The 18,959-nt window shown below is 69.8% G+C and carries 25 protein-coding genes and 3 pseudogenes; 26 read left to right on the forward strand and 2 right to left on the reverse strand.

The annotated features are described in order from the left end of the window. Nucleotides 1-11 precede the first annotated feature (11 nt). The 18 genes and pseudogenes from HZS56_RS11615 to HZS56_RS11695 all read left to right on the forward strand — a co-directional run bounded on the left by HZS56_RS11615 (nt 12) and on the right by HZS56_RS11695 (nt 12,739). A complete protein-coding gene (locus tag HZS56_RS11615) occupies nt 12-707 on the forward strand; it encodes a hypothetical protein (RefSeq protein WP_108988885.1) in 696 nt (231 codons plus the stop codon). A 25-nt stretch (nt 708-732) separates the two neighbouring features. Then, nucleotides 733-1,473: a hypothetical protein gene (locus HZS56_RS11620; RefSeq protein ID WP_108988884.1), complete on the forward strand. Its 741-nt coding sequence runs from the start codon at nt 733-735 to the stop codon at nt 1,471-1,473. 180 nt (nt 1,474-1,653) lie between these two features. Then, nucleotides 1,654-1,966: pseudogene (locus HZS56_RS11625) on the forward strand (SH3 domain-containing protein). Nucleotides 1,967-2,064: 98 nt separating this feature from the next. After that, nucleotides 2,065-2,547, forward strand: coding sequence for a hypothetical protein (locus HZS56_RS11630; RefSeq protein ID WP_108988883.1), 483 nt, complete (start codon nt 2,065-2,067; stop codon nt 2,545-2,547). After that, on the forward strand, nt 2,544-2,987 hold the full coding sequence (locus tag HZS56_RS11635) for a hypothetical protein (protein WP_108989124.1): 444 nt from the start codon (nt 2,544-2,546) through the stop codon (nt 2,985-2,987). The genes HZS56_RS11630 and HZS56_RS11635 overlap by 4 nt, the downstream gene beginning before the upstream one ends. Before the next feature lie 10 nt (nt 2,988-2,997). Then, nucleotides 2,998-3,405: a hypothetical protein gene (locus tag HZS56_RS11640; protein ID WP_167468172.1), complete on the forward strand. Its 408-nt coding sequence runs from the start codon at nt 2,998-3,000 to the stop codon at nt 3,403-3,405. 43 nt (nt 3,406-3,448) lie between these two features. Then, nucleotides 3,449-4,291, forward strand: a complete 843-nt coding sequence (locus tag HZS56_RS11645) for a winged helix-turn-helix transcriptional regulator (RefSeq protein ID WP_108988882.1) — start codon at nt 3,449-3,451, stop codon at nt 4,289-4,291. Continuing rightward, a complete protein-coding gene (locus HZS56_RS11650) occupies nt 4,288-4,803 on the forward strand; it encodes a regulator (RefSeq protein WP_108988881.1) in 516 nt (171 codons plus the stop codon). Before HZS56_RS11645 ends, HZS56_RS11650 begins: the two co-directional genes overlap by 4 nt. Next, a complete protein-coding gene (locus HZS56_RS11655; RefSeq protein ID WP_108988880.1) occupies nt 4,800-6,035 on the forward strand; it encodes an MFS transporter in 1,236 nt (411 codons plus the stop codon). Before HZS56_RS11650 ends, HZS56_RS11655 begins: the two co-directional genes overlap by 4 nt. 31 nt (nt 6,036-6,066) lie before the next feature. Then, a pseudogene (locus HZS56_RS11660) lies at nt 6,067-6,368 on the forward strand (hypothetical protein). A 50-nt stretch (nt 6,369-6,418) separates the two neighbouring features. Beyond that, nucleotides 6,419-7,663, forward strand: a complete 1,245-nt coding sequence (locus tag HZS56_RS11665) for an ATP-grasp domain-containing protein (RefSeq protein ID WP_108988879.1) — start codon at nt 6,419-6,421, stop codon at nt 7,661-7,663. Next, on the forward strand, nt 7,660-8,811 hold the full coding sequence (locus tag HZS56_RS11670; protein WP_108988878.1) for an MFS transporter: 1,152 nt from the start codon (nt 7,660-7,662) through the stop codon (nt 8,809-8,811). Before HZS56_RS11665 ends, HZS56_RS11670 begins: the two co-directional genes overlap by 4 nt. Next, nucleotides 8,808-9,431: an HAD family hydrolase gene (locus tag HZS56_RS11675; RefSeq protein ID WP_108988877.1), complete on the forward strand. Its 624-nt coding sequence runs from the start codon at nt 8,808-8,810 to the stop codon at nt 9,429-9,431. Before HZS56_RS11670 ends, HZS56_RS11675 begins: the two co-directional genes overlap by 4 nt. A gap of 24 nt (nt 9,432-9,455) precedes the next feature. Next, a complete protein-coding gene (locus HZS56_RS11680) occupies nt 9,456-10,322 on the forward strand; it encodes an SPDY domain-containing protein (protein ID WP_108988876.1) in 867 nt (288 codons plus the stop codon). 33 nt (nt 10,323-10,355) lie between these two features. Beyond that, nucleotides 10,356-10,844 (forward strand): hypothetical protein, encoded by a 489-nt coding sequence (locus HZS56_RS11685; RefSeq protein WP_216720659.1) that lies wholly within the window; start codon nt 10,356-10,358, stop codon nt 10,842-10,844. Between the two features lie 215 nt (nt 10,845-11,059). Continuing rightward, a pseudogene (locus HZS56_RS38110) lies at nt 11,060-11,191 on the forward strand (DUF317 domain-containing protein); the annotation flags it as partial. A 124-nt stretch (nt 11,192-11,315) separates the two neighbouring features. Beyond that, nucleotides 11,316-11,696 carry a DUF317 domain-containing protein gene (locus tag HZS56_RS38115; RefSeq protein ID WP_308408060.1) on the forward strand — a complete coding sequence of 127 codons (381 nt, stop codon included), beginning with the start codon at nt 11,316-11,318 and terminating at the stop codon, nt 11,694-11,696. A gap of 29 nt (nt 11,697-11,725) precedes the next feature. Next, the gene (locus HZS56_RS11695; protein WP_216720660.1) at nt 11,726-12,739 is read left to right on the forward strand and encodes an MSCRAMM family protein; all 1,014 of its coding nucleotides are present in this window, start codon (nt 11,726-11,728) and stop codon (nt 12,737-12,739) included. Between the two features lie 200 nt (nt 12,740-12,939). Here HZS56_RS11695 and HZS56_RS11700 read toward each other — a convergent pair whose 3' ends face one another. Next, nucleotides 12,940-13,182: a hypothetical protein gene (locus HZS56_RS11700; RefSeq protein WP_108988873.1), complete on the reverse strand. Its 243-nt coding sequence runs from the start codon at nt 13,180-13,182 to the stop codon at nt 12,940-12,942. Between the two features lie 185 nt (nt 13,183-13,367). After that, nucleotides 13,368-13,655 carry an acetyl-CoA carboxylase biotin carboxyl carrier protein gene (locus HZS56_RS11705; RefSeq protein WP_108988872.1) on the reverse strand — a complete coding sequence of 96 codons (288 nt, stop codon included), beginning with the start codon at nt 13,653-13,655 and terminating at the stop codon, nt 13,368-13,370. 702 nt (nt 13,656-14,357) lie between these two features. On the opposite strand from HZS56_RS11705, the gene trxA reads away from it, so the two are divergent. The 8 genes from trxA to HZS56_RS11745 all read left to right on the forward strand — a co-directional run bounded on the left by trxA (nt 14,358) and on the right by HZS56_RS11745 (nt 18,909). Then, entirely contained in the window at nt 14,358-14,684 is a 327-nt protein-coding gene (trxA, locus tag HZS56_RS11710; RefSeq protein ID WP_108990624.1) for a thioredoxin TrxA, read from the forward strand. Nucleotides 14,685-14,861: 177 nt separating this feature from the next. Then, the gene (locus HZS56_RS11715) at nt 14,862-15,065 is read left to right on the forward strand and encodes a hypothetical protein (RefSeq protein WP_108990623.1); all 204 of its coding nucleotides are present in this window, start codon (nt 14,862-14,864) and stop codon (nt 15,063-15,065) included. Nucleotides 15,066-15,179: 114 nt separating this feature from the next. Then, nucleotides 15,180-15,527: a DUF6233 domain-containing protein gene (locus HZS56_RS11720; protein WP_108990622.1), complete on the forward strand. Its 348-nt coding sequence runs from the start codon at nt 15,180-15,182 to the stop codon at nt 15,525-15,527. Nucleotides 15,528-15,842: 315 nt separating this feature from the next. After that, complete coding sequence (locus tag HZS56_RS11725; RefSeq protein WP_108990621.1) at nt 15,843-16,022, forward strand: hypothetical protein; 180 nt, start codon at nt 15,843-15,845, stop codon at nt 16,020-16,022. 171 nt (nt 16,023-16,193) lie between these two features. Then, nucleotides 16,194-16,892 (forward strand): hypothetical protein, encoded by a 699-nt coding sequence (locus HZS56_RS11730; protein WP_159107050.1) that lies wholly within the window; start codon nt 16,194-16,196, stop codon nt 16,890-16,892. 54 nt (nt 16,893-16,946) lie between these two features. After that, nucleotides 16,947-17,309, forward strand: coding sequence for an ATP-dependent DNA ligase (locus HZS56_RS11735; protein ID WP_244942250.1), 363 nt, complete (start codon nt 16,947-16,949; stop codon nt 17,307-17,309). A gap of 296 nt (nt 17,310-17,605) precedes the next feature. Further along, on the forward strand, nt 17,606-18,586 hold the full coding sequence (locus HZS56_RS11740; RefSeq protein ID WP_108990619.1) for a tyrosine-type recombinase/integrase: 981 nt from the start codon (nt 17,606-17,608) through the stop codon (nt 18,584-18,586). After that, the gene (locus HZS56_RS11745) at nt 18,583-18,909 is read left to right on the forward strand and encodes a helix-turn-helix domain-containing protein (protein WP_108990618.1); all 327 of its coding nucleotides are present in this window, start codon (nt 18,583-18,585) and stop codon (nt 18,907-18,909) included. The genes HZS56_RS11740 and HZS56_RS11745 overlap by 4 nt, the downstream gene beginning before the upstream one ends. Nucleotides 18,910-18,959 lie beyond the last annotated feature (50 nt).

An 18,959-nucleotide genomic window follows, 5' to 3' on the forward strand; every position in this document is an offset into this window, starting at 1 on the left:
GAGCGTCACCTTTGCCCCCTCAACCCGCGCCGTCCGCCCGGCGTGCGGTCACGCAGCTTGACCACCGCATCGAAGCGGTCACCGGCCACGACATCGACACCCTGTGGGCCTACCGTGACCGCGGCGTCCTCGACGAACCGCACGCCCAGCTGGTCGACCGGCACCGTACTCTGGCCAACGCGCAGATCGGCGTCACCTTCTACCTCAAGCTGCTCAACCGCCTCACGAGCGGTGAGTTCCCTGTCGACGGCGCCCTCTTCGTACGCATCGACCGCACCGCGGACCAGCTGGAGGAAGCCGCCGACGCGCGCGACGCCGCCGCCCAAAAGGTGCTTGCCGCCCTGGAGCCCATCGAGGCCGCCGCCGCAGCATCGACGCCCGACGTAGGACGGCTCTCGAACGACGACCAGGCGGCACTGCTCGCCATCGCTGGCGGTGCCAAGCTCCACGAACACCTGCTGACAGGCCGACTGTCCGTGACCGCCTCCTCCGGCACCCGCATCCCCTATCCCCAGATGCAGCAACTGGAACACGCCGGCCTAATCGTCCGGGACACCAGCCACCCTGTGCACGCCGGGCAGCCCGTCTCCCTCACAGACGCCGGACGAGCCGCCTTGCTCGATGCCCGCCAGACCCCCACCACGCATGCGCCGAAGAGCCCGGCACGCCCCGGCGCCTCGCCGTCCACCCCCGCGAAGCGGCGCTGACCTCCACCGATCCACCGAAAGGCTCTTGTTGCCCCCCACCGAACCGGCGCCGGCCCGGAAGTCCATCCCCCACGTCGACTTCGCGCTGGACGACCTCGATGCCGACGAGGAGCGATACCTCGACTTCTACCGCAAGGTCGTTATCCACGAGGACATGCTCGTCCCCCTCGCCCAACACCACGACGGCCCGAACAGCTACTACGTGCTGTTCGACCGCGCCGCCACTTGGGGCCCCGGCATGCCTCAAGTCTTGGCCGTTCACCTGCAACGAGACTACGAGAAGCAGACGTTCAGCTTCGAGCAGGCGGCGTTGCCGCTGCCCGCGATGGCGCAGTCCTGGCTCATCCACCGCGGCTGCCCACCCGACGCCATCAGTCTCGACCCCGACCTGGGCCCACCACCGGCGGACGAGGCCACGCGAGCACTGGAGCGACGCCTCGCCGAAGACGGCGACCGCTATGCCACGGGCTACTCCTACACCAGCGACGACCCCGACGACATGGTCATCGTCGTGGTTCTGCGTGCCCGAGACGAGCAAGCCCCCAGCCCGTTCCGCGTGGTGGTCGAGGAGGTCGACACGGGGACGTGGACGCACACCCTGCGCGAGGGCGGCTTCGACACGGCAGGGGAGGCCATGCAGTGGTGCGACGACCGCCTCACCGGCGAGGCCGGCCTTCTACCGCCGGCCCGCCCAGCAGCCACCACCGGCCAGCCGGCCCCTGTCGCCAAGACCCCCGCCCCGCGCCCCTCCGGCCGCTCGCGCTGAGCGCTCAGCCCCACACGGTCGGGGCAACATAGCCGACGATCGCCGGTTAGCCAAACCGGCGATTCTCCGGACTCTTATACAGCCGCCGGAACAACCCCCGCGGCCCCTTCCCCGCATTCCCTGTGCCTTCACGGAGGTCTCTTCCGCATGCGCTCCACCCGAATTGCCATACCCGCGGCGATGCTTGGCGCGCTCACACTGCCGGCGCTGTCCACAACCCCCGCCAGCGCCGCGACCGTACCCACCGCCATCCCCGGCGTGAGCTGCCACAACCTGCCGCCGCTCCCGTACGCGGTGCACGCCAAGGCCGTGACCATCCGGTCCAAGGCCAGCTCGAAGTCCACCGCGCTCGGCGTGCTCTACAAGAGCCCACAAGTTCAGCGTGGCCAAGAAGAGCGGCACCTGGCTCTACATCACGGACAAGACGACCGGCGTCAAGGGCTGGGTCTCCGGCACGTACGTCTACCGCGACGTCCGCATGTGCCTGGACTGACCGGAATCCGGCACGCCCCGCTAAGCGGCGGGGCGCCGAGTACAGCCGCCCCTCACATTCCCCAGGCACCGGCCTTTCCAGAGTAGGAGAACCCCTTTTTGACTGACGGCATATCCGATGAGTCTGCGGATGTCGTGGGCGTGCTCACCGAACGGATCGAGGCCCGCTTCGACATGGGCATGGACCAGCTGAAGGCCGCGGTCGCCGCCGCTCCGACCGCGAACCCCGACGCCACCGACGTCGTCAAGTGGCACGGCCTCCTCGTCGAGGCCCAGTCCGTGCTGGAGCGCGCGGAGGACGACCTCCTCGCAGCTCTTGAGACCCAGCCCAGCGAGGTCGACGACCCGACGACGGGCCTCGACGACCGGGTGAGCGCCGCGGTCACCACCCGCGACGGCCGGGCCATGGTCGTGCGGTGGCTCCTCGACCCGGACGCCCCGGGAAAGAAGGACCTCGCCGAAGGGCGCCTGGCCCGCCTCCGGCCCCGGAGCGGCCCGGCGGTGCAGACCAGCGCCCCCCACCGGCCGCCAGGGACACCCGCGCCGGCGTCGGCGTGGCGGCCGGCACGGTCCGCCCGATGAGCCGGGACAAGGCCAGCACCATGGACACCGACTTGCAGAAGGTCTTCGGGAGCCCGCTACCCGACCTGTACGAGGCGGTGTCCGGCCCCGATGCTCCACCCGCGCTCGCCCGCGCTCTGGAGCTGCGCTCGTTTCTGGCGCTCACCGAGGAGCAGGTCGCTCGCGTCCGCGACCGCGTTCACGCCGACATGGATCCCGACCGTGACATGGGCGAACTGTCGGCGGACACGCTGCGCTTCGACGCGCAGTGGCTGGAAGCGGCACTGGAGGCCCGCGACGGCTACCGCGCCGCCCTCGGCGAGCTGCTGCGCACCATGCCCCCGCCTGACCGGCATGCCCAGCCTGTCCGTACGGCTCAGCTCAGGGCCACCGCCACCCTGCGCCCGTCTGCCGCCCCGGCACCTCAGCGTGCCGGGGCGGCCCGGGCCCGCCGACCGTAAAAGTTCCCGTTTGCCCGACCTGACGTCCACCGACATAGCCGGACGGATCGAGGGCCTGTACGGCGCATCGCTCGCCGACCTCGAAGCTCACGCACAGGAGCAGCCCCCCGGCATGCTCTCGGCCGTGCTTGGCATGCACGACGCCCTCGCCCTGGCCGAGCGCAGCATCGACTTCCACCGCGACCACGTCACCCGGGCCCTTGACCCTGAGCGGCAGATCGGCCCGCAGGAGGTCTCCCACCTCCTCGACGGCGTCCGTCGGCTCGCCGAGGCCGTCGCCGTCCGCGAGGCCCAGGCCACTTCGGTTACCGCCGTCCTGCAGAGCCTGGCCCGCGTTTCAGCCCCGACGCCGCCGACTTCCTCGCCGCCTGCTCCGGCGCCGCCTCGTGTGCCCCCGAGTCCGGCGCGCAGCCGCTGACCCGCGGGCGACCCCCTTCTTCATTCACCCAGGAGTTTCTCCCTTGGCCATCACCGCTCTGCCCCCGGAGACCGAGGCTGACATCGCCCGGGTCACCGAGGCCCTCGCCATGATCACCCCGCGCTGGAACGTGAGGATCCTGCTGGCCCTCTCCGGACCGCCGCTGCGCTACAGCGAGCTGGCAGCCAAGGTGTCCTGGCTGCAGAACGGCCAGCTCCACCCCAAGCTCAAGTCGCTGTGCGACGCCGGCCTCGTCGAACGCACCGAACACACCGCACGCCACGTGACCTACGGCCACACCGAGCGAGCCACTGCCCTGCTGCCGGTCCTGCCGATGATCGTCACCTGGGCCGAGGAGCACCTGGAGAAGGCCGACCGTCCGCTGCCCGCGATCGAGCAGATCGAGGACAGCCTCACCCTGCTCACCCGGCGCCACGCCGCCGCGATCCTGTGGGTGCTCAAGTCGCGTGAGGAGGTCAGCGGCCGGGTGCTGGCCCGGATCGTGATGCCCAGCAGCGACTGGACCAACATCTATCCGCCGCTGCGCCAGCTCGTTGCCGACGGTCTGGCCGACACCGAGGGCAACGGCCGGCCCTACCGGCTGTCCGCCGCCGGCGCCGCCCTGGCTCCCGTGCTCGGCGCGCTGTCCGCCTGGTCCGCCGGACAGCCCCTCGACCAGGCGGCCCACCACCCCGTCTGGGGGCAGTCGCAGGCCAAGAGCAAGCCGAGGCCGTGGGTCAGCAGCCAGTCACGGCCGGCGCCCGCGGCGCTGCCACCCGCTCGGGCGGTTGGGTCGTCCCCGGCGTGGCACCACCGCGACCTCTTCTCGCACGCCGTCGCCGTCCGCTCGACGGCAGCCCTCCCGGCGGGAGGCCCGCGCCGATGAGCACCTCCTTCACCCCTGCCGAAGCACGTCACGCAGTCGACCTGCTGGCCTCGCCCTCCCTGATCCGCCTGGTCACCGAGATCGACGACAACGGCGCCATACCGCCGCGACGGCTCGCCGGTACCCTGCCCGACCTTTCCGCGCACCAACTGCGCAGTGCATACGACACGGCCCGCGCCCACGGCCTCGTCCGGGTCGCGCCCGGTGCCGGTCTGGAACTCACGGACTCCGGCACGGAGCTGGCCGACCTGTACGACGCGCTAGCCCGGTGGGCGCGGCGCCACTCGGTCCCCGCCGCCGTCTGCGAGTTCAGCAGCCGTGTCCGTCATGCCCTCGGTCTGCTGGCACCATCGCTCACCCCCGAGAACGCCGACCGCCCCGGACCCCTGCCCGACGTGCACCCCATCGGTATGGAGGGTGAGGCGGAGCTGGTCCGTGCCCGCACGCTCCTGATCCAGTGGCTGGCCGGTAACCCCCAGGTGGTCGGGGCCGAGCCGGTGCGGGCCGCGTGAGCGCAGCGGTCACACCCCGGCACGCACGTCACACTGCCGGGCTGATGAGCAGCATCTACCTGCCGCGCACGGCGGACGCGGTGGCGTTCGCGATGTCCACCTACGGCATCCCGTTGCTCGTCCTGTCCACGACCCGCTCCGCGACGCTGACCGGTGCCGCCTTCACCCTGGAGTGGATCCCACGCCTGGCAGCGTTCGGGTGGGCCGGATCGATGGTCGACCGGCGGGGCGCCGCGGTGGTCTTCCACCTCGCCTCCCTGGGACGGGCGCTGGTCCTCGTGGCCGGGGGGATGCTGCTCTACCTCTACCCGTCCGGTGCCGTGGCGAGCGTGACGGTGATGGTGCTCGCGGCGGCGACCGGTGTGCTCACCCAGTTCAGCTACGTGGCGGCCGAGACCGCAGGTGCCGCCGCCGGCCGCCGAGCGGGGCCTCGTGCTCACCGTGTCCAGGCCGTCCTGCTCGGCATCGACCAGACCGCGACCCTGGCCGGACCGGCGCTCGCCGGCGTGCTGTTGCTCGCCGGACCGCCGTCGATGCTCGCGGTGGTCACCGGGTTCTCGCTGCTCGCCGCGCTGCTCGCCCTGCGCACACCGCCCTCGCCCGTCCTTCCGGCCCGCGCGCCGAAGGGGCGGCCCGGGGCAGGGCTGGCCACCGGGTGGCGCACCATCCGCGCGCTTCCCGCGCTCGGCTGGCTGGTGGCCGGGCTGACCGTGTCCAACCTGGCCACCGGTCTTCTCCAGGCCGCCGGTCCCGTGATCGTCGTCCAGCACTTTGGGCAGCCCACCACAGCCGTCGGCCTGGTGTGGTCCGCCGCAGCGGCGGCGACCCTCGTGGCCGTGACCATCTGTCGGTTCGCGCTGGACCGCCGGGGCTTGTGGCCAGTGGGAGCAGCTTGCTCCGTCATCGCTTCGCTCGCCTGTCTCGCTGCCGCCCTGGCCCCCGACTACCTGTCCTACCTGGTCATGGTCGCGGTCCTGATGGCAGCCGATGGCGGCCTGGCGGTCGTCCTGCGTACCCTGCGCTCCCGCCTGATCCCCCCAGAGGCGTTCGGCAGCACCCTGTCGGCCACCATCCTCATCCTCCTGCTGCCCTTCCCCGTCGCCGGCGTGCTCACCGCGCTCACCCCGCCCGACGCGCTGGGCCACGTCATCACCGCCTGCGCTGCCCTGCAAACCCTCGGCCTGTTCTGCGCCTTCGCCCGCCTGCGCACCGACCCCGCCCTGCGCACCTGACCCAGGTGTCCCCAGCCTCTGGAGAACCCTTATGACCATCGCCGCCCTCGGGTCGCACCGAGCGACCGGCCGCACCATCACCGAGCAGTTCCACGCCTTCGACGCCCGCAACCCGCACGCGTACCGCGCTCTGGAACGCATGGCCGCCCGCCGCTTGGCCGCCGGAGCCACCCGGATCAGCCTCAAGGACTCTTCGAGGACCTGCGACGCCATCTCCCGTACGGGGTCGCGGGGCTGAACAACAACTTCACCGCGCTCTACGCCCGCCGCCTCATCGACGACCACCACCACCGGGCCGACGCGTTCGAGCTGCGCCGCCGCCGCGCCGCCTGAGACACCCCGCTTCTTCCTGCCCTGCCGTCCCCCGATACGGAGAACCCCTCTTGTCCGCTCGCCCTGTTGTACTTGTCGTCGCTCCCGGAGATAGAAACTACCGCGGCTACTGCCTTGAGCAGGTCGCCGACGCCTACGACGTCGTGCTGCTCACCGGCGCCGAACCGTCGTGGGAGAAGCCGCACATCACCGATCACGCCGTCGTGGACCTCAGCGATCCTGCCGCGCTGCTGGCAGGGGGCCGCGCCCTGGCAGGACGCCACGACCTCGCCGGTGTCATGACCTGGGACGAGTGGAGCGTGGTCCCGACCGCCCGCCTCGCCCGCCAGCTCGGCTTGCCCACCACCGCACCCGAAGTGATGCAGGGGTGCCGCAACAAGGCCACCGCTCGGTCGCTGTTCGCCCGCCACGGCGTGCCCTCGGCAACCTCGGTGAGCGTGCGTACCCGCCAGGAGGCCGAAGCCGCCGCCGAACGGATCGGCTACCCCGTGGTGCTCAAGCCCGCCTCACACGCGGGTGCCATCGGCGTGCGCCGCGTCGATGACCGTGACCAGCTCACGGCCGCCTACCAGGCAGCCGAACGCACAGCCGGTCAGAGCACCGAGAGCACCAGCGTCCTTGTCGAGGAGTACCTCGACGGGCCGGAGATCTCCGTGGAGTGCGTCACCTACCGCCGCAACACCACAGTCGTCGCGGTCAACCGCAAGACCCTCAGCCCTCCGCCGCACTTCGAGCAGCTCGCCCACAGCGTGGACGCCGCCGACCCGCTCCTGGAGACCGTTGCGCCGGCCGCCCGGGCGGCGATCAACGCCCTCGGCATCACCGACGGCGTCAGCCACATAGAGATGCGCCTCGTCGAGGGCAGACCCCGCCTCATAGAGGTCAACGCCCGACTCGCCGGTGACATGATCGGCCACCTCGTGTGTCTCGCCACCGGCATCGACCTGCCTCGTGCCGCCGCCGACATCGCCTGCGGCCGTGCCCCCGACCTCACGCCCACCAGGTCCTCGGCCGCCGCCATCCGGCTCCTCTACCCGGACACCTCCGGCACCCTCACCCACCTCACCTACGACGGACCTTGCCCGACGTGGCTGGACCGGCTCCAGTTCCAGTGCCGCACCGGCGACCAGCTCCTCCTCCCCACCGACGGGGGAAACCTGTACACCGGCCGGATCGGCTACCTCACCACCACCGCATCGACCGGTCAGCAGGCGCGTGCACGCGCCGAGCGGGCCGCTCGTGCCGTCGTCGCGGTCCTCGACCAGACCCCCGGCACCCGCAGCACCGCGGCGTGAGCGTGGAGTCTGTGTCCGACCGGCACAGCCGCGCGCTGCTGACCGGGTACTTCCTCGGCCTCGGGGCCATCATGGCGGTGTGGGGCGCCCGGATGCCTGCCGTGCAGCAGGCTGCCCACCTCAGCACCGCAGGGCTGGCCCTGGTCCTGCTGGCCGCCGCCGTCGGCATGGTCGCCGGGCTTCAGCTCGGAGGCCGCTACGCCCGCCCGGCGCGGCTACCGACTCTGCTTAGCACAGGGGCCCTTGCCCTGGCCGGATGCCTCGTCCTGGTGGGCCAAGGCGAGAGCCTGTCCGCGTTGCTGGCGGCGGCTCTCGCGTTCGGCCTTGCGCACGGCGTCCTCGATGTCGCCGCCAACACCGCGGCCGTCCGATGCCAAACGGCCTTCGGCCGGCCCATCATGTCTGGTCTTCACGCCGCCTACTCCCTTGGCGCCCTCGCCGGCGCCGCCCTGGCTGCCCTCACCTCCCACGCCGCGCACAGCACACTCTTCACCGCAACAGGTGCAATCCTGGCCGGCCTCGCGATCGCTGCCGTGCCGGTCACCCGAAGCCTGAGCGGCGCAGACCGCCCCGCAATGGGCGCCGACGCCGGGAAGCCCCCCCTGGTTCCGTCGCCGGGAAAGCTCTGGCTTCTGGCCGCTCTGGCTGCTGCGAGCCTGCTGGGGGAGGGAGCCGCCGCCGACTGGGCCGCCGTGCACCTGCACACCCTGGGCGCCCCGACGGCCGCGAGCGCCACCGCGTTCGCGCTCTACAGCGCGGCCATGGCCGCGGGACGGCTGACCGGAGACCGGCTCACCGCAGCATTCGGTGCACCGACAGTCGTACGGGCCGGAGCCGTTCTCGCCACGACCGGACTCACCATCGGCGTCATCGGAAGAAGCACCCCGCTGACGCTGGCCGGGTGGGCGGTCTTCGGACTCGGCCTGTCCACCACCGTCCCCTCGCTCATCACCGCGGCCGGAGCCGGAGGCGCCAAGGCCGTGGCCACGGTCACCGCCACCGGCTACCTCGGCCTCCTCGCCGGCCCGGCCCTCATCGGTGCCCTGGCCAGCGCCACCACCTTGTCCACGGCCCTGCTGCTGCCCGCCCTCCTCGCAGCAACTGTCGCCGCCCTCGCCCATCGCGCCCTGGAGAACACCACCCCTTGACCCCCGCCACCGCCCAGGGCTTGGACGCCGTCATCCTCGACTACAACGGCGTCATCGGCCTGCAACCCACCACCGACCAGTGGATCCGCCTGGCCCGCACCGCCCTGTGGCCCGAGGACCTCCCCGCCTTCCAGAACGCCTTCTGGAACGCCCGCTGCGCCTACGACGCCGGTCAGCTCAGCGACCTCGCGTATTGGGCCACGGTCCTCGGCCACCACCCTGGTGCCCGACGGCTGCGTGAACTCCGCGACGCCGACACCGACATGTGGACGTCCACCGACGACCGCGTCGTGGAAGTCCTGGAGTACGCCCACGCGTCCGGGCTGCCGCTGGTCCTGCTGTCGAACGCACCCCGCCACCTCAGCGACGTCCTCGACCGCCACCCGTGGCGCCGCCTGATGACCCACGCCTTCTACTCGGCCCGGCTCCAGGTATGCAAACCCGACCCGGCCGCCTACCAGCACGCGATGAACGCCACCGGAGTGCGCGATCCACAACGCGTCCTCTTCGTGGACGACCGGGCCGACAACTGCCACGCCGCCCGACGCCTGGGCCTGCGCACCCTGCACTACACCGGCCGCCCCACCGACCTCGCAGTCGCCCTGCAGTCCCCCAACTGACCCCGCCCCTTCCCGTAGGATTCAGTGCCTCACGACGACCACGACACCATCGACGGCGACGTCTACGTCTCCCCCCGCCACCTGGCCCGATCCACCGCAGTCGGTGACCCCGGCCTCGACCCGCTGCGCGACCTCGGCTGGGACCTGCACCACGACGACCTCGGCAACGCGCACCTCACGGCTCCCGACGGCAAGGTCCGCCTCGGCTATCTCCCCGAAGGCGACAACGACGGACTGTGGCGCATCAACGCCTACAAGGACGCCTTCGGCCCACCGGCCTGGGGCGTCTGCTTCAACGACACCGCGCCCACGGAGTTCGTCACCGCCTTCACCACCGCCCTCGCCGGGGCGTACCGGCAGGGGCCGGACCACTACCTCGCCCGGCCGGTCGCCGACAGCGCCGACCACAACCCGTTCCTGGCCGTCGCCCCCCTCATCAACCACGGGTGGCAGCTCGACCGCCCGCACCCGAGCGCCTTCGCGATCAGCGCACCCGACGGGCTCGCCACGCTGGAGTACACCACCGGCGACCTCGACCCGGCGATCGAACTGGAAACCCGCGACGCCCGCTGGCACCTGTGGGCCGGCACGTCCCCGGCCCGGCCCTTCTGGTACGCCACGGCCAGCACCGACACCCCCGCCGCTCTCCTGCGAGCCGTGACCGAAGCCGTGGCCGACCCCGCACCCCTTCCCCGCTGGCGGGACGACACCGACAGCTACGTCAAGGACCACGCCCGGCTCTCCCTGATCCTCCCGCAGAGTCCGCCATCGCCCACCCCGCTCGACGTCCGGCGGGCCGCCGCTTCCCGCCGCCCGGCCGCGCTTCCCGCGGTCAGCGTGCCGCGCTGGAGCACCACGAGCCGACCTGCCCTGCCCGGCCCACGCCGCTGACCCCAACCCACCCCCAACGGATACCTACCCCTCGTGTCCTTGCAGGCCCCCGAGTTCTTCACCGAGCTGCGCCTCCCCTTCCACGACTACACCGTCGTGGGCAACACCTACTACGCCGCTCCCGTCCCGGGCACGCCGCTACGGCTTCGGATCGACTTCACTCGCACCATCTACGCGGACACCTATGGCGGGCTGCGGGTCGCAGTCGTCCACCCGGACCGCGGCGAGATCGACGCGGTGGCGCTCAGCTTCCTGGACCACGGAACCTTCCACCGCCGCGACGAGGCCACCAACACCCGGCCGAACACCCAGCAGTACGGCACCTTCGACAAATACCACCGCCCCGGCCGCCCGCCATGGGAGGGGGCCGTCACCACCGGGCTGCGCGACGCCATCGAGCAGTACACCGCCGTCTGGTTACCCGGCGCCTGGGCCGCCTCCGGACCCAAGCGAGCGGCCGGCCGCACGTCGCGCAGAACTCCGCCCCCGCCGACCGCGCCCGCCGGGGCCCGCACCCGCTGATCCTCATCCCGAAACCCGCACCCGCGCCAGCCACCCAGCAGGAGCCTCTCCTCGTGTTGCCCGATCCGCCCTCCGACCCCTTCAAGGGCCTCGACCCCGCCCAGACCATGAGGGTCCTCCCGCGTTACCTCGCAGGTCCCGGCCAAGCAGACCTGAAGACGATCTGGGCCTTCCCCTACGACGAGGGCTGGCACCTTCACCAGGGACTCGAAGGGATGGTGTTCGCCATCAGCCCCTGCGCCCGGTTGTGGACCCGCTTCGCTCCCGAACCCGAGGAGCGAGGCCAAGGAACGTGGACCATCGGCATGGACCGTGTCCCCTTCGGCCCACGGGCCTGGGAGACCACCTTCGACGCCACCACCCCCGCCGAACTCCTGCGCGACGTCCACGCCGAACTGCTCGACCTGTACCTCGAAGACCGCCACAGCGACCAGAACCACCTGTTCGAGGACGCGACGGCCCCGCACGAAGGTGTACACACCGCTCCTCACGCGCGGCTGGAGCCACAGCGTCAAAACGGACGGCACACAGACCTTCCTCCCACCGGACGGCCTCGGCGGCGTGCGCCACCAATACGCCACCACCCGCTCCGAAGGCCCTACCTGGCGCGCCTGGGGCGGCTACCCGAGCGAACCGCACTGGCAGGCCCAGTTCTCCGCCGCCGCTCCCACCACCCTCGCCGCGGCCTTCACCGCCTCGCTGATCTCCACCGAACCGCTGCACCGGGCCGTGAAACAGATCCCCATCCACACCCGCCGGCACCTCTACGTCGCACCCAGGGCCCCGCAGCCACCCAACCGTCCGACCCCCGCGATGTCACCCACCGGCCATACGACCGGCCGCACCCGCTGACCCCGACCGATCAAGGAGCCTTCTTCCTCGTGCACGCACGTCTCGTCCGATCCGCCGCCGCCCTCGCGGTCGCCGCGGCCGGAACCCTCACCTGGGTGCCGACCGCGAGCGCCGAGCCCTCCGAACCGACCCCCTCGGCCTCCGCCGAGACTCCGGCCCCCGACGCGGGCAGTGTCGAGATCACCACCAAGGACACGGCCGGAGACGCCCTGCCCGGCGCCGTGTTCCTGCTGCTCGACTCCGCCGGCCAGGAAGCCGGACGCGGGACGACCGACGCACAGGGGAAGCTGACCTTCTCCGACCTCGCGCCCGGCGTCTACCGGCTCAAGGAGACGGCCTCCGGCAGCCCGCTCCACGAGGTCGTCGCAGACCAGGACGTCATCGTCACCCCGGGCGCGCCCACCCGCCTGACGATCACCGACCCGTTCAAGGCCGCCAAGGTCCTCCTGCAGGCCAAGGACGACAAGACCGGCAAGCTCCTGCCCGGCGCGACCGTGAACATCGGCACCGGCACCTCGACGCTGCTCACCCTGACCACGGGAGCCAAGGGCACGGCCTCCGGAGAGCTGCCCATGTCGAGCCGCAAGGCCCAGTTCTGGGTCAAGGAGATCAAAGCCCCTGCCGGCTACGACCTGTACAAGCCGACCAAGACGTTCACCGCGGCTCCCGGCGACCCGGTGACCGTGACCGTCACCAACGCCAAGACCACCACCACCCTGAATCCCGAACCCTCGGGCAAGCCCACGCACACGCCCACCGGCACCCCCGCCGGCCCAGGCAAACCGAACAGTGGTACAGGACGGGCCGCGCCGTCCGCGTCGGATAGCGACACACCGGAACCCGACTCCTCCACCATTGCTGCCACCCCGGACGGCGACTCCACACCGAAGACGCCGACGGGCTCCCTCGCCCACACCGGTACTGACGCCACGCCGTGGCTGTTCGGCGGAGCGGCCGCACTGATCGCGGCCGGTGGAGGCGCCCTCGCCGTGGCACGCCGCAGTCGCACCGACAGCCACACAGAAGACTCCACTGGGAGCTGACTGCACCCACCCTTCTTCGCTACACGGAGCCCCCGCAGCCCCAGATGGACACCCTGTTGGCGACCGCCAACAGGTCCTCCCGGGTGCGGGGGCCTCGGTGCGTGCTTGACTCAATACGCAGTGTCTTGATCCATTACACATCCTTTGACCTCTGACAAACGATCTTGATCGATTGTCACTGGACTTTGACCGATAGCCGTCTACCGGGATCCGAGAGGGTGATGCGGCATCGGGAATGTCTCGCGGACTCGGCTGGCGTGCCACTCCCAGAGGATGCGGTTGACAGCGGCTGCGTGCTGGAGGTCGAGGACAGCGACGGTGAGGGCGTCGGCCTGCGTGCGCAGGCTCTCCTTCTCCGCTGCTCGGTCGGCGCGGTCGCGGGAGAGGTTGGTCAGTCGCCAGGCGATCGTCGCATTGACCAGGAGGTTGATGAGCTCTTCCACACGAGAAGCGTCACGGCGCCAGCCGGTGGGCGAGGTGCTGTTGCGGATCGGCAGCGGAGGGGGATCTGATCGTTGTAGGAGCCGCTACTCGCCGGCGGTCGCGCGGGCGGCGACGGGGGAGTGCGGGCTGACGGAGCGTGCTGGAGGTCTTCGGCGTCCAGTCGCGCGGTCCAGGCCGGCCCGCTCTACTTGATGGTGAACAGCGGCTGGCCGTACTCCACGGGAGCGCCGTGGTCAACCAGCCGCTCCGCGATGACGCCGGCCCTTTCCGCTGGGATCTCGTTCATCAACCCCTGCGCCTCCACAATGCACAGCGTGTCGCCTTCTCGCACGGACTGGCCCACCGCCACGAACGGACTTGCGTTCGGCTGCGGGGGCGCCGCATGAAAGGTCCCGACGACTGGAGACGCCACCACCTGCAATTCGCGGGATACAGACATCACTTCAGCCCTTTCCGTAAGGCGATGAACCATCACAGTCCGTAATGGTGCAGACGTCAGGGGAGCCTAGCCGACCCCGCTTCCCGCAACGATCAACAGCGCAGCCTGCGGCATGTCGCAAGAAGAGGCCATCAGCGCCGTCAACGGCCACCGCGGAACGTCAAGATCGCTTGGCAATCGATCAGGATCGTTTGTCACTTGAGGTTCGTTGACAGGCGGTCAACGTTCGATGGCACACGACTGTCCTGTGACAGCGAACCCGGGGCCTACCAGGCAGCTCCTCGTCCACCCGCTCCAGGACCATGTGGGCGTTCCCCCGCCGCAGGTTGGCCAGCATCGTCCCGATCGCAGGCTTGGATGGACGCTTCACCACGTGGCCGCGCTCGTTGGTTGCAATCAGGATGGCCAGATCGTCCAGCAGAGGACTGGCACCGCCCAGCAGCGTCCTGACCAGGCCGGTCCGGGTTCGATGACACGAACCGTGCAGTGGTCCAACTTCAGTGGCAATCGGTCAAGATCACCTGTCAGGGGACAGTCTGGTTTGTCCTCTGACAGCGAGGTTGGACCGATTGCCAGTGAAGCTGGATGGGGCCCACGGCAGCTTCTCGCGGCTGGCGTGGGTGAAGTGCCTGCTCGGGAGGTTGGTCCTTTCGGCGGCTTTGAGTGGAAGCCTGCTGCTGGAAGCGGTGCCATGGGCGTGGTGTATCGCGTAGACAACTGCTGTGAGGAGAGCCAATGCCTGAGCAGATCTTGCATGTGACTGACGCGTCGTTCGAGGGGGACGTGCTCAACTCTGCCCAGCCCGTGCTGCTGGAGTTCTGGGCACCGTGGTGTGGGCCGTGCAGGATGATCGCACCGCTTCTCGACGAGGTGGCCAAGGACTACGGCGACAGGCTCAAGGTTGCGAAGATCGACGTGGACCAGCACCCGGCGACGCCGGCGAAGTTCGGCGTCCGAGGCATCCCTGCCCTGATCATTTTCAAGAACGGGGTTGTGGCGCAGACAAAGGTGGGTGCACTGTCGAAAGCCCAGATCACCGCGCTTGTCAACAGTCACGTCTGACCAGCACAGGTCACGCTCCCGACAGTCTCCGACCACGCCATAGTTGTCCAACTTGCCTGGTAATCGGTCCATGCGCAGTGACAGAGGACAGCCCACTGTCCCCCTGACAGGTGATCTCGACCGATTGCCAAGAGATATTGACCGCCATGGTCGAACGGCTATCGGTACGGTCGATCCATGGAAAAGCTGCCAGAGATCGTGGACCGCCACATCCTGGACCACCACGTCGTCCTGGCACTCAAGGCGATCATGGACGCGTCGGGCTGCACACTCCATGAGGCGATCGACATCTTCGGGCTTCGATACGAGGAACTCCGCCGCGACCGGCCGGGCGACTTCCAGGTGAGCCGTCAGGAGTACGGCCGCAACGTCTACACCTGACCTGCGGCCGCTCAGCCGGTCAAACTCACCTGGCAATCGGTCAAGATCACTTGTCAGAGGACAACGAGCCCCCTCGCAGCCCTGGCCGCTGGCAGGGCGACTATATTCGAACTTGTGAGCGAACCTTCTCGTCTGGAACTGCTGCGGTTCACCCGCCGAGTGGTCGAGCAGCAGGCCGGTGCTGCACTGCGGCAGATCGACGGATGGATCGCCACAGAGGAGCGACGGGAAGCGGAACGCCGCCGCCACACAGAGGGAGGCGCGCCCCCTCCGGAATGGCTACTGCAACACGGCCTGAACCCGAAGAACATCGACGCGGTGCACACAGGGGACTGCTGGACCGTCGAGGGGTCGGAGCGGTGTCGTCCGGTGTCGCGCGAACAGGCGATGGAGGCAATTCGACACCAGGTGCCGGCGTGCACGTTTTGCCGCCCGGATACGGCGCTGGGACTGCTGGAGTGACCGCCGCTACCCCGTGTGTGGCTCACGCCACAGAACGATTTTCAGCCATGCGCCGCAGGCAATCCGCGCAGATCAACTTTGCTTCCGCGAAGCCCGCAGGTCAGCGTTCTGCAGAGCTGCCCCAGAGATGGGGTAGGTGATCCAACTCCGCAGGTCAGGCCGTGAATTGCCCTGGTGGCCGATGCACGCCCCATGATGACGCCAACCCCTGTAGCGACCGCATACCGTCGTCGGCAACGCGGACGGGGACCGCCCCGGCCAGGGCGATCCCCGAGATGTCCGTGGATACGAGCAAATCGCATTAAGGACGACACCATGCAACCACAGCTCTGGAAGCCCGTCGGGCTCCAGTACCGCCGCCCCGAGTGGCAGGACGCGTTCAACACAGTCATCACCGGCACCGTGATCTTCCTGCTTCCGCAGGTCCCGTCAGAGATGACCCTCCTGGCGTGCGTCCCGCTCCTCCGCTGCATCCGCTACCGGAACGCTGTCTGAAACGGAACCCCTTCCAAGCCCCTGGTCGCGCTCAGCGGCCGGGGGGCTGCTCCGTTCCGCCGCCATACTCGGCGCGCTGCCAGGGGTGGTCGGAGTTGCGCTATCGGCGCGCCGTCTCGGCTTGACGTCCTGTATGACGTTGGCGGGGACGAACTGAGACATGGGGTGGGGATGGCTTTCGAGTTGGGCGTTACTGGACCGGCACAGAGCGAGTACCTGTATCACTTCACGAGCCGTAATGGAGAAAGCCCGGACTGGGTGCCGGACGAGATCCGTTCGATGAACGGGGCTCAGCGCCTGGAGTCGATCTTGCGGGAGGAGCAGTTCCGGGCGTTCCCGCCTTTCGGCGCTGCTGAGGCCGGCGCCTCGGGGAGGCCCTGTGTGTGCTTCTCGGAGTGCTCTCCGGAGCACATGGCTCAGCTGTTCCGATGGAGGCACTTCGACCCATGGGGTCTGGTCACTACGCGGGAGGTGGTGAACGGACTCGGTGGTGGCGCGGTGGCGTACGTGCCGCGGGAGGTTCAGCGGCGTTTTCAGCGGGCGGCGCTCGGCCATTGGGCGGTGAACACGGGGAACGGGATCTCGTGGATGCACGAACGGGAGTGGCGGCTGCCCCTGTCTCGCCCGGAAACCAGCATCAAGATCAATGGAGTGGTTGCGATCCTCGTCGCTAGCGCCGACTGGCGACCTCGTCGGATGCCCGTGGGCTGGGTGAACGGTGAGAGCGGTGATCCGCTGGCCGGTCATGGCGAGAACCCGTTCGCGATGCCGTACGAGGACTACCCGAGACTGTGGCGGGAGACGCCGGTCTGGGTGTGGGACCAGGAGGCCGAGCGGGTTGTGGCGTACGAGCCGGGCGCCTTGTGCTGAGCTTGCGGGCGTAGACGGCGCGCGCCGCTTGGAGGAACGTCGCAGGCTGGTGGTGTGGAGTTCCCCGTCGACGTGGCGCTCGCCGAGCTGGTACCGCGGCTGCCTACGGGGCCGCGGTGGTGGTACGAGGTGAAGATGGACGGCCCCCGTACGGTTCTGTGGCGGCTGGCTGACACGGTGCGGCTTCAGGCCCGGTCGGGGCGGGATGTGACCGGCCCGTGGATGGATCTGGCTGTGGCTGGGATGGCGTTGCCGCCGGGTGTGGTTCTGGATGGCGAGGCGGTCGTCGTGGTCGACGGCAGGGTGTCCTTCGAGGCGGCGCAGTCTCGGGCGGCGTCGTCGCCGGCTCGGGCCCGGCAGCTGGCGGCACAGCGCCCGGCGTTGCTGATAACTGGAGTGCGCGCGAGTTCCTCGTGAGGTCCCGAGAGCGCGATCGATGGATGTGAGCAGGTGAGAGACCGTTGTTCGAGACATCCCTCGACGGTGTGAGGTTCTCGTAGTTACTCGCAGATTCCAGGAGTGCCACTCGTAATCTGCGGATCTATGGGGGATCTCGAAACTCGCACCCCGACATCGGGTCGCCGCCGGACGGGCTGGCAGAGGTCTTCTCCCTGCACACCCACCGAGCGGGCCGCGCGGGGCAGCAGGACGAGCGGTCGTACTTCTTCGACACGCTGGCGGAGTACCAGTGGGCGCGTGATTCCGCCGGGCTGATGCCGTCCTCGATCGACCAGCTGGTCAAACCGGTGCTGGAAATCTGCGAGCACTACGACCTCGTGCCGTGGCAGCTCACCCCGACGCTGCTCGACTGCTACTTCGCAGGACCCGGGAAGCGTGCTCGGTCGACTGTCCGTACGAAGATCACCAAGATCGACGCGTACTTCGCGTTCTTGGAACAGCGCTACGCCGGTGAGATCCATCGCCGGTTCGGCGCCGCGGTGGAGTCGCCGGTCGACCCGTTCAACCGGCCGCGACATCGTGGTGACTTCGGGCTGCGGGTGCCGCCCTCGCAGCGGGCGATGCGCGAATACTTCGCCGCGTGGCGCGATGCGCTGCCGCTGGCTCGCAAGCCGGCGGTCGCGTGCCGGGACTACGTGATGGCCAAGCTCGACTATCTGTCCGGGGTGAGGGCGTCCGAGCTCTGTGGTGTCGGCCTGTGCGATGTGCACTGGGAGTTGGGCAAGTGGGGCCGGTTCGTCGTGCAGGGCAAGGGCGCCCGCGGCTCCGGGCCCAGGCCGCGCGAGGCGTTCATGTTCGAGGAGTGCCGCGAGCTCGTGTGGTGGTACGTCGAGGAGGTCCGCGGCCTCTTCCACGACGACCCGGAGCATCCGCTGGCGCCGCTGTTTCCCTCTGAGCGGCTGCCGGTGGAGCTCGCGGCGGCGAACATCCCGGTCGCGGCGGCGATCACCCCGGGAACGTTCCGCCGGAACCTCAAGGCGGCCTCGCTGCTGTACCTGCCGGGGCCGGTGGGCGAGTTGTACCCGCATCTGCTGCGGCACGCCTGCGCCACCCATAACTATGAGCGCGGGATGACGCTGTGGGAAGTACAGCGGCTTCTTGGACATACCTGGACGACTACGACGGTGAACTATCTGGCGACGGCTCAGGCGGACCCCGAGCACGCGGAGCGCTGGCGGCAGTCGGCCACGCGGGCCGGGCAGCGCTTGGTCGCGAATATCGGGAGTTTACGGTGAAGTGGAATCTGCGCTGGGCGGCCGCCAAGTGCGACATCTGGCGGCCTGTCGACTTGCAGGCGGCGTTCGCGACGGTGGGCTTCACCCCGTCACTGAGCAAGGTCGCGGCCTTGTGGGGCGGGACCCCGGTGACGGTGCGCCTGGACGACCTGGACAAGATCTGCGCGGCGCTGCAGTGCACGGTGGCGGACCTGATGGAGGCCGAACCGGTAGCTCCCGCCGAGGGCTTGGAGGAGCCGCAGCGCGCGGTCGGCGGTGAGGCGGGGGCGGTGCGGCCTGTGCCGCGGCGCGATGGGCGGCGTCAGCTGCGGCCGCCGAACTGACCGAGGTGGTCATGGGCGTCATCCGGCAGTGTGCTGTGTGCCTGGACTGG

The sequence above is a fragment of the Streptomyces mayonensis genome, from assembly GCF_018982965.1.
Classification (GTDB): Bacteria; Actinomycetota; Actinomycetes; order Streptomycetales; family Streptomycetaceae; genus Streptomyces; species Streptomyces mayonensis.

Bases quoted from the DNA above. Each gene is read 5' to 3' on its own strand.
- HZS56_RS11635 (WP_108989124.1), top strand. From the start codon at position 2,544: ATGAGCCGGGACAAGGCCAGCACCATGGACACCGACTTGCAGAAGGTC.
- HZS56_RS11650 (WP_108988881.1), top strand. From the start codon at position 4,288: ATGAGCACCTCCTTCACCCCTGCCGAAGCACGTCACGCAGTCGACCTG.
- HZS56_RS11705 (WP_108988872.1), bottom strand. From the start codon at position 13,655: ATGGTTCATCGCCTTACGGAAAGGGCTGAAGTGATGTCTGTATCCCGC.
- trxA (WP_108990624.1), top strand. From the start codon at position 14,358: ATGCCTGAGCAGATCTTGCATGTGACTGACGCGTCGTTCGAGGGGGAC.
- HZS56_RS11715 (WP_108990623.1), top strand. From the start codon at position 14,862: ATGGAAAAGCTGCCAGAGATCGTGGACCGCCACATCCTGGACCACCAC.
- HZS56_RS11725 (WP_108990621.1), top strand. From the start codon at position 15,843: ATGCAACCACAGCTCTGGAAGCCCGTCGGGCTCCAGTACCGCCGCCCC.
- HZS56_RS11730 (WP_159107050.1), top strand. From the start codon at position 16,194: ATGGCTTTCGAGTTGGGCGTTACTGGACCGGCACAGAGCGAGTACCTG.
- HZS56_RS11740 (WP_108990619.1), top strand. From the start codon at position 17,606: ATGCCGTCCTCGATCGACCAGCTGGTCAAACCGGTGCTGGAAATCTGC.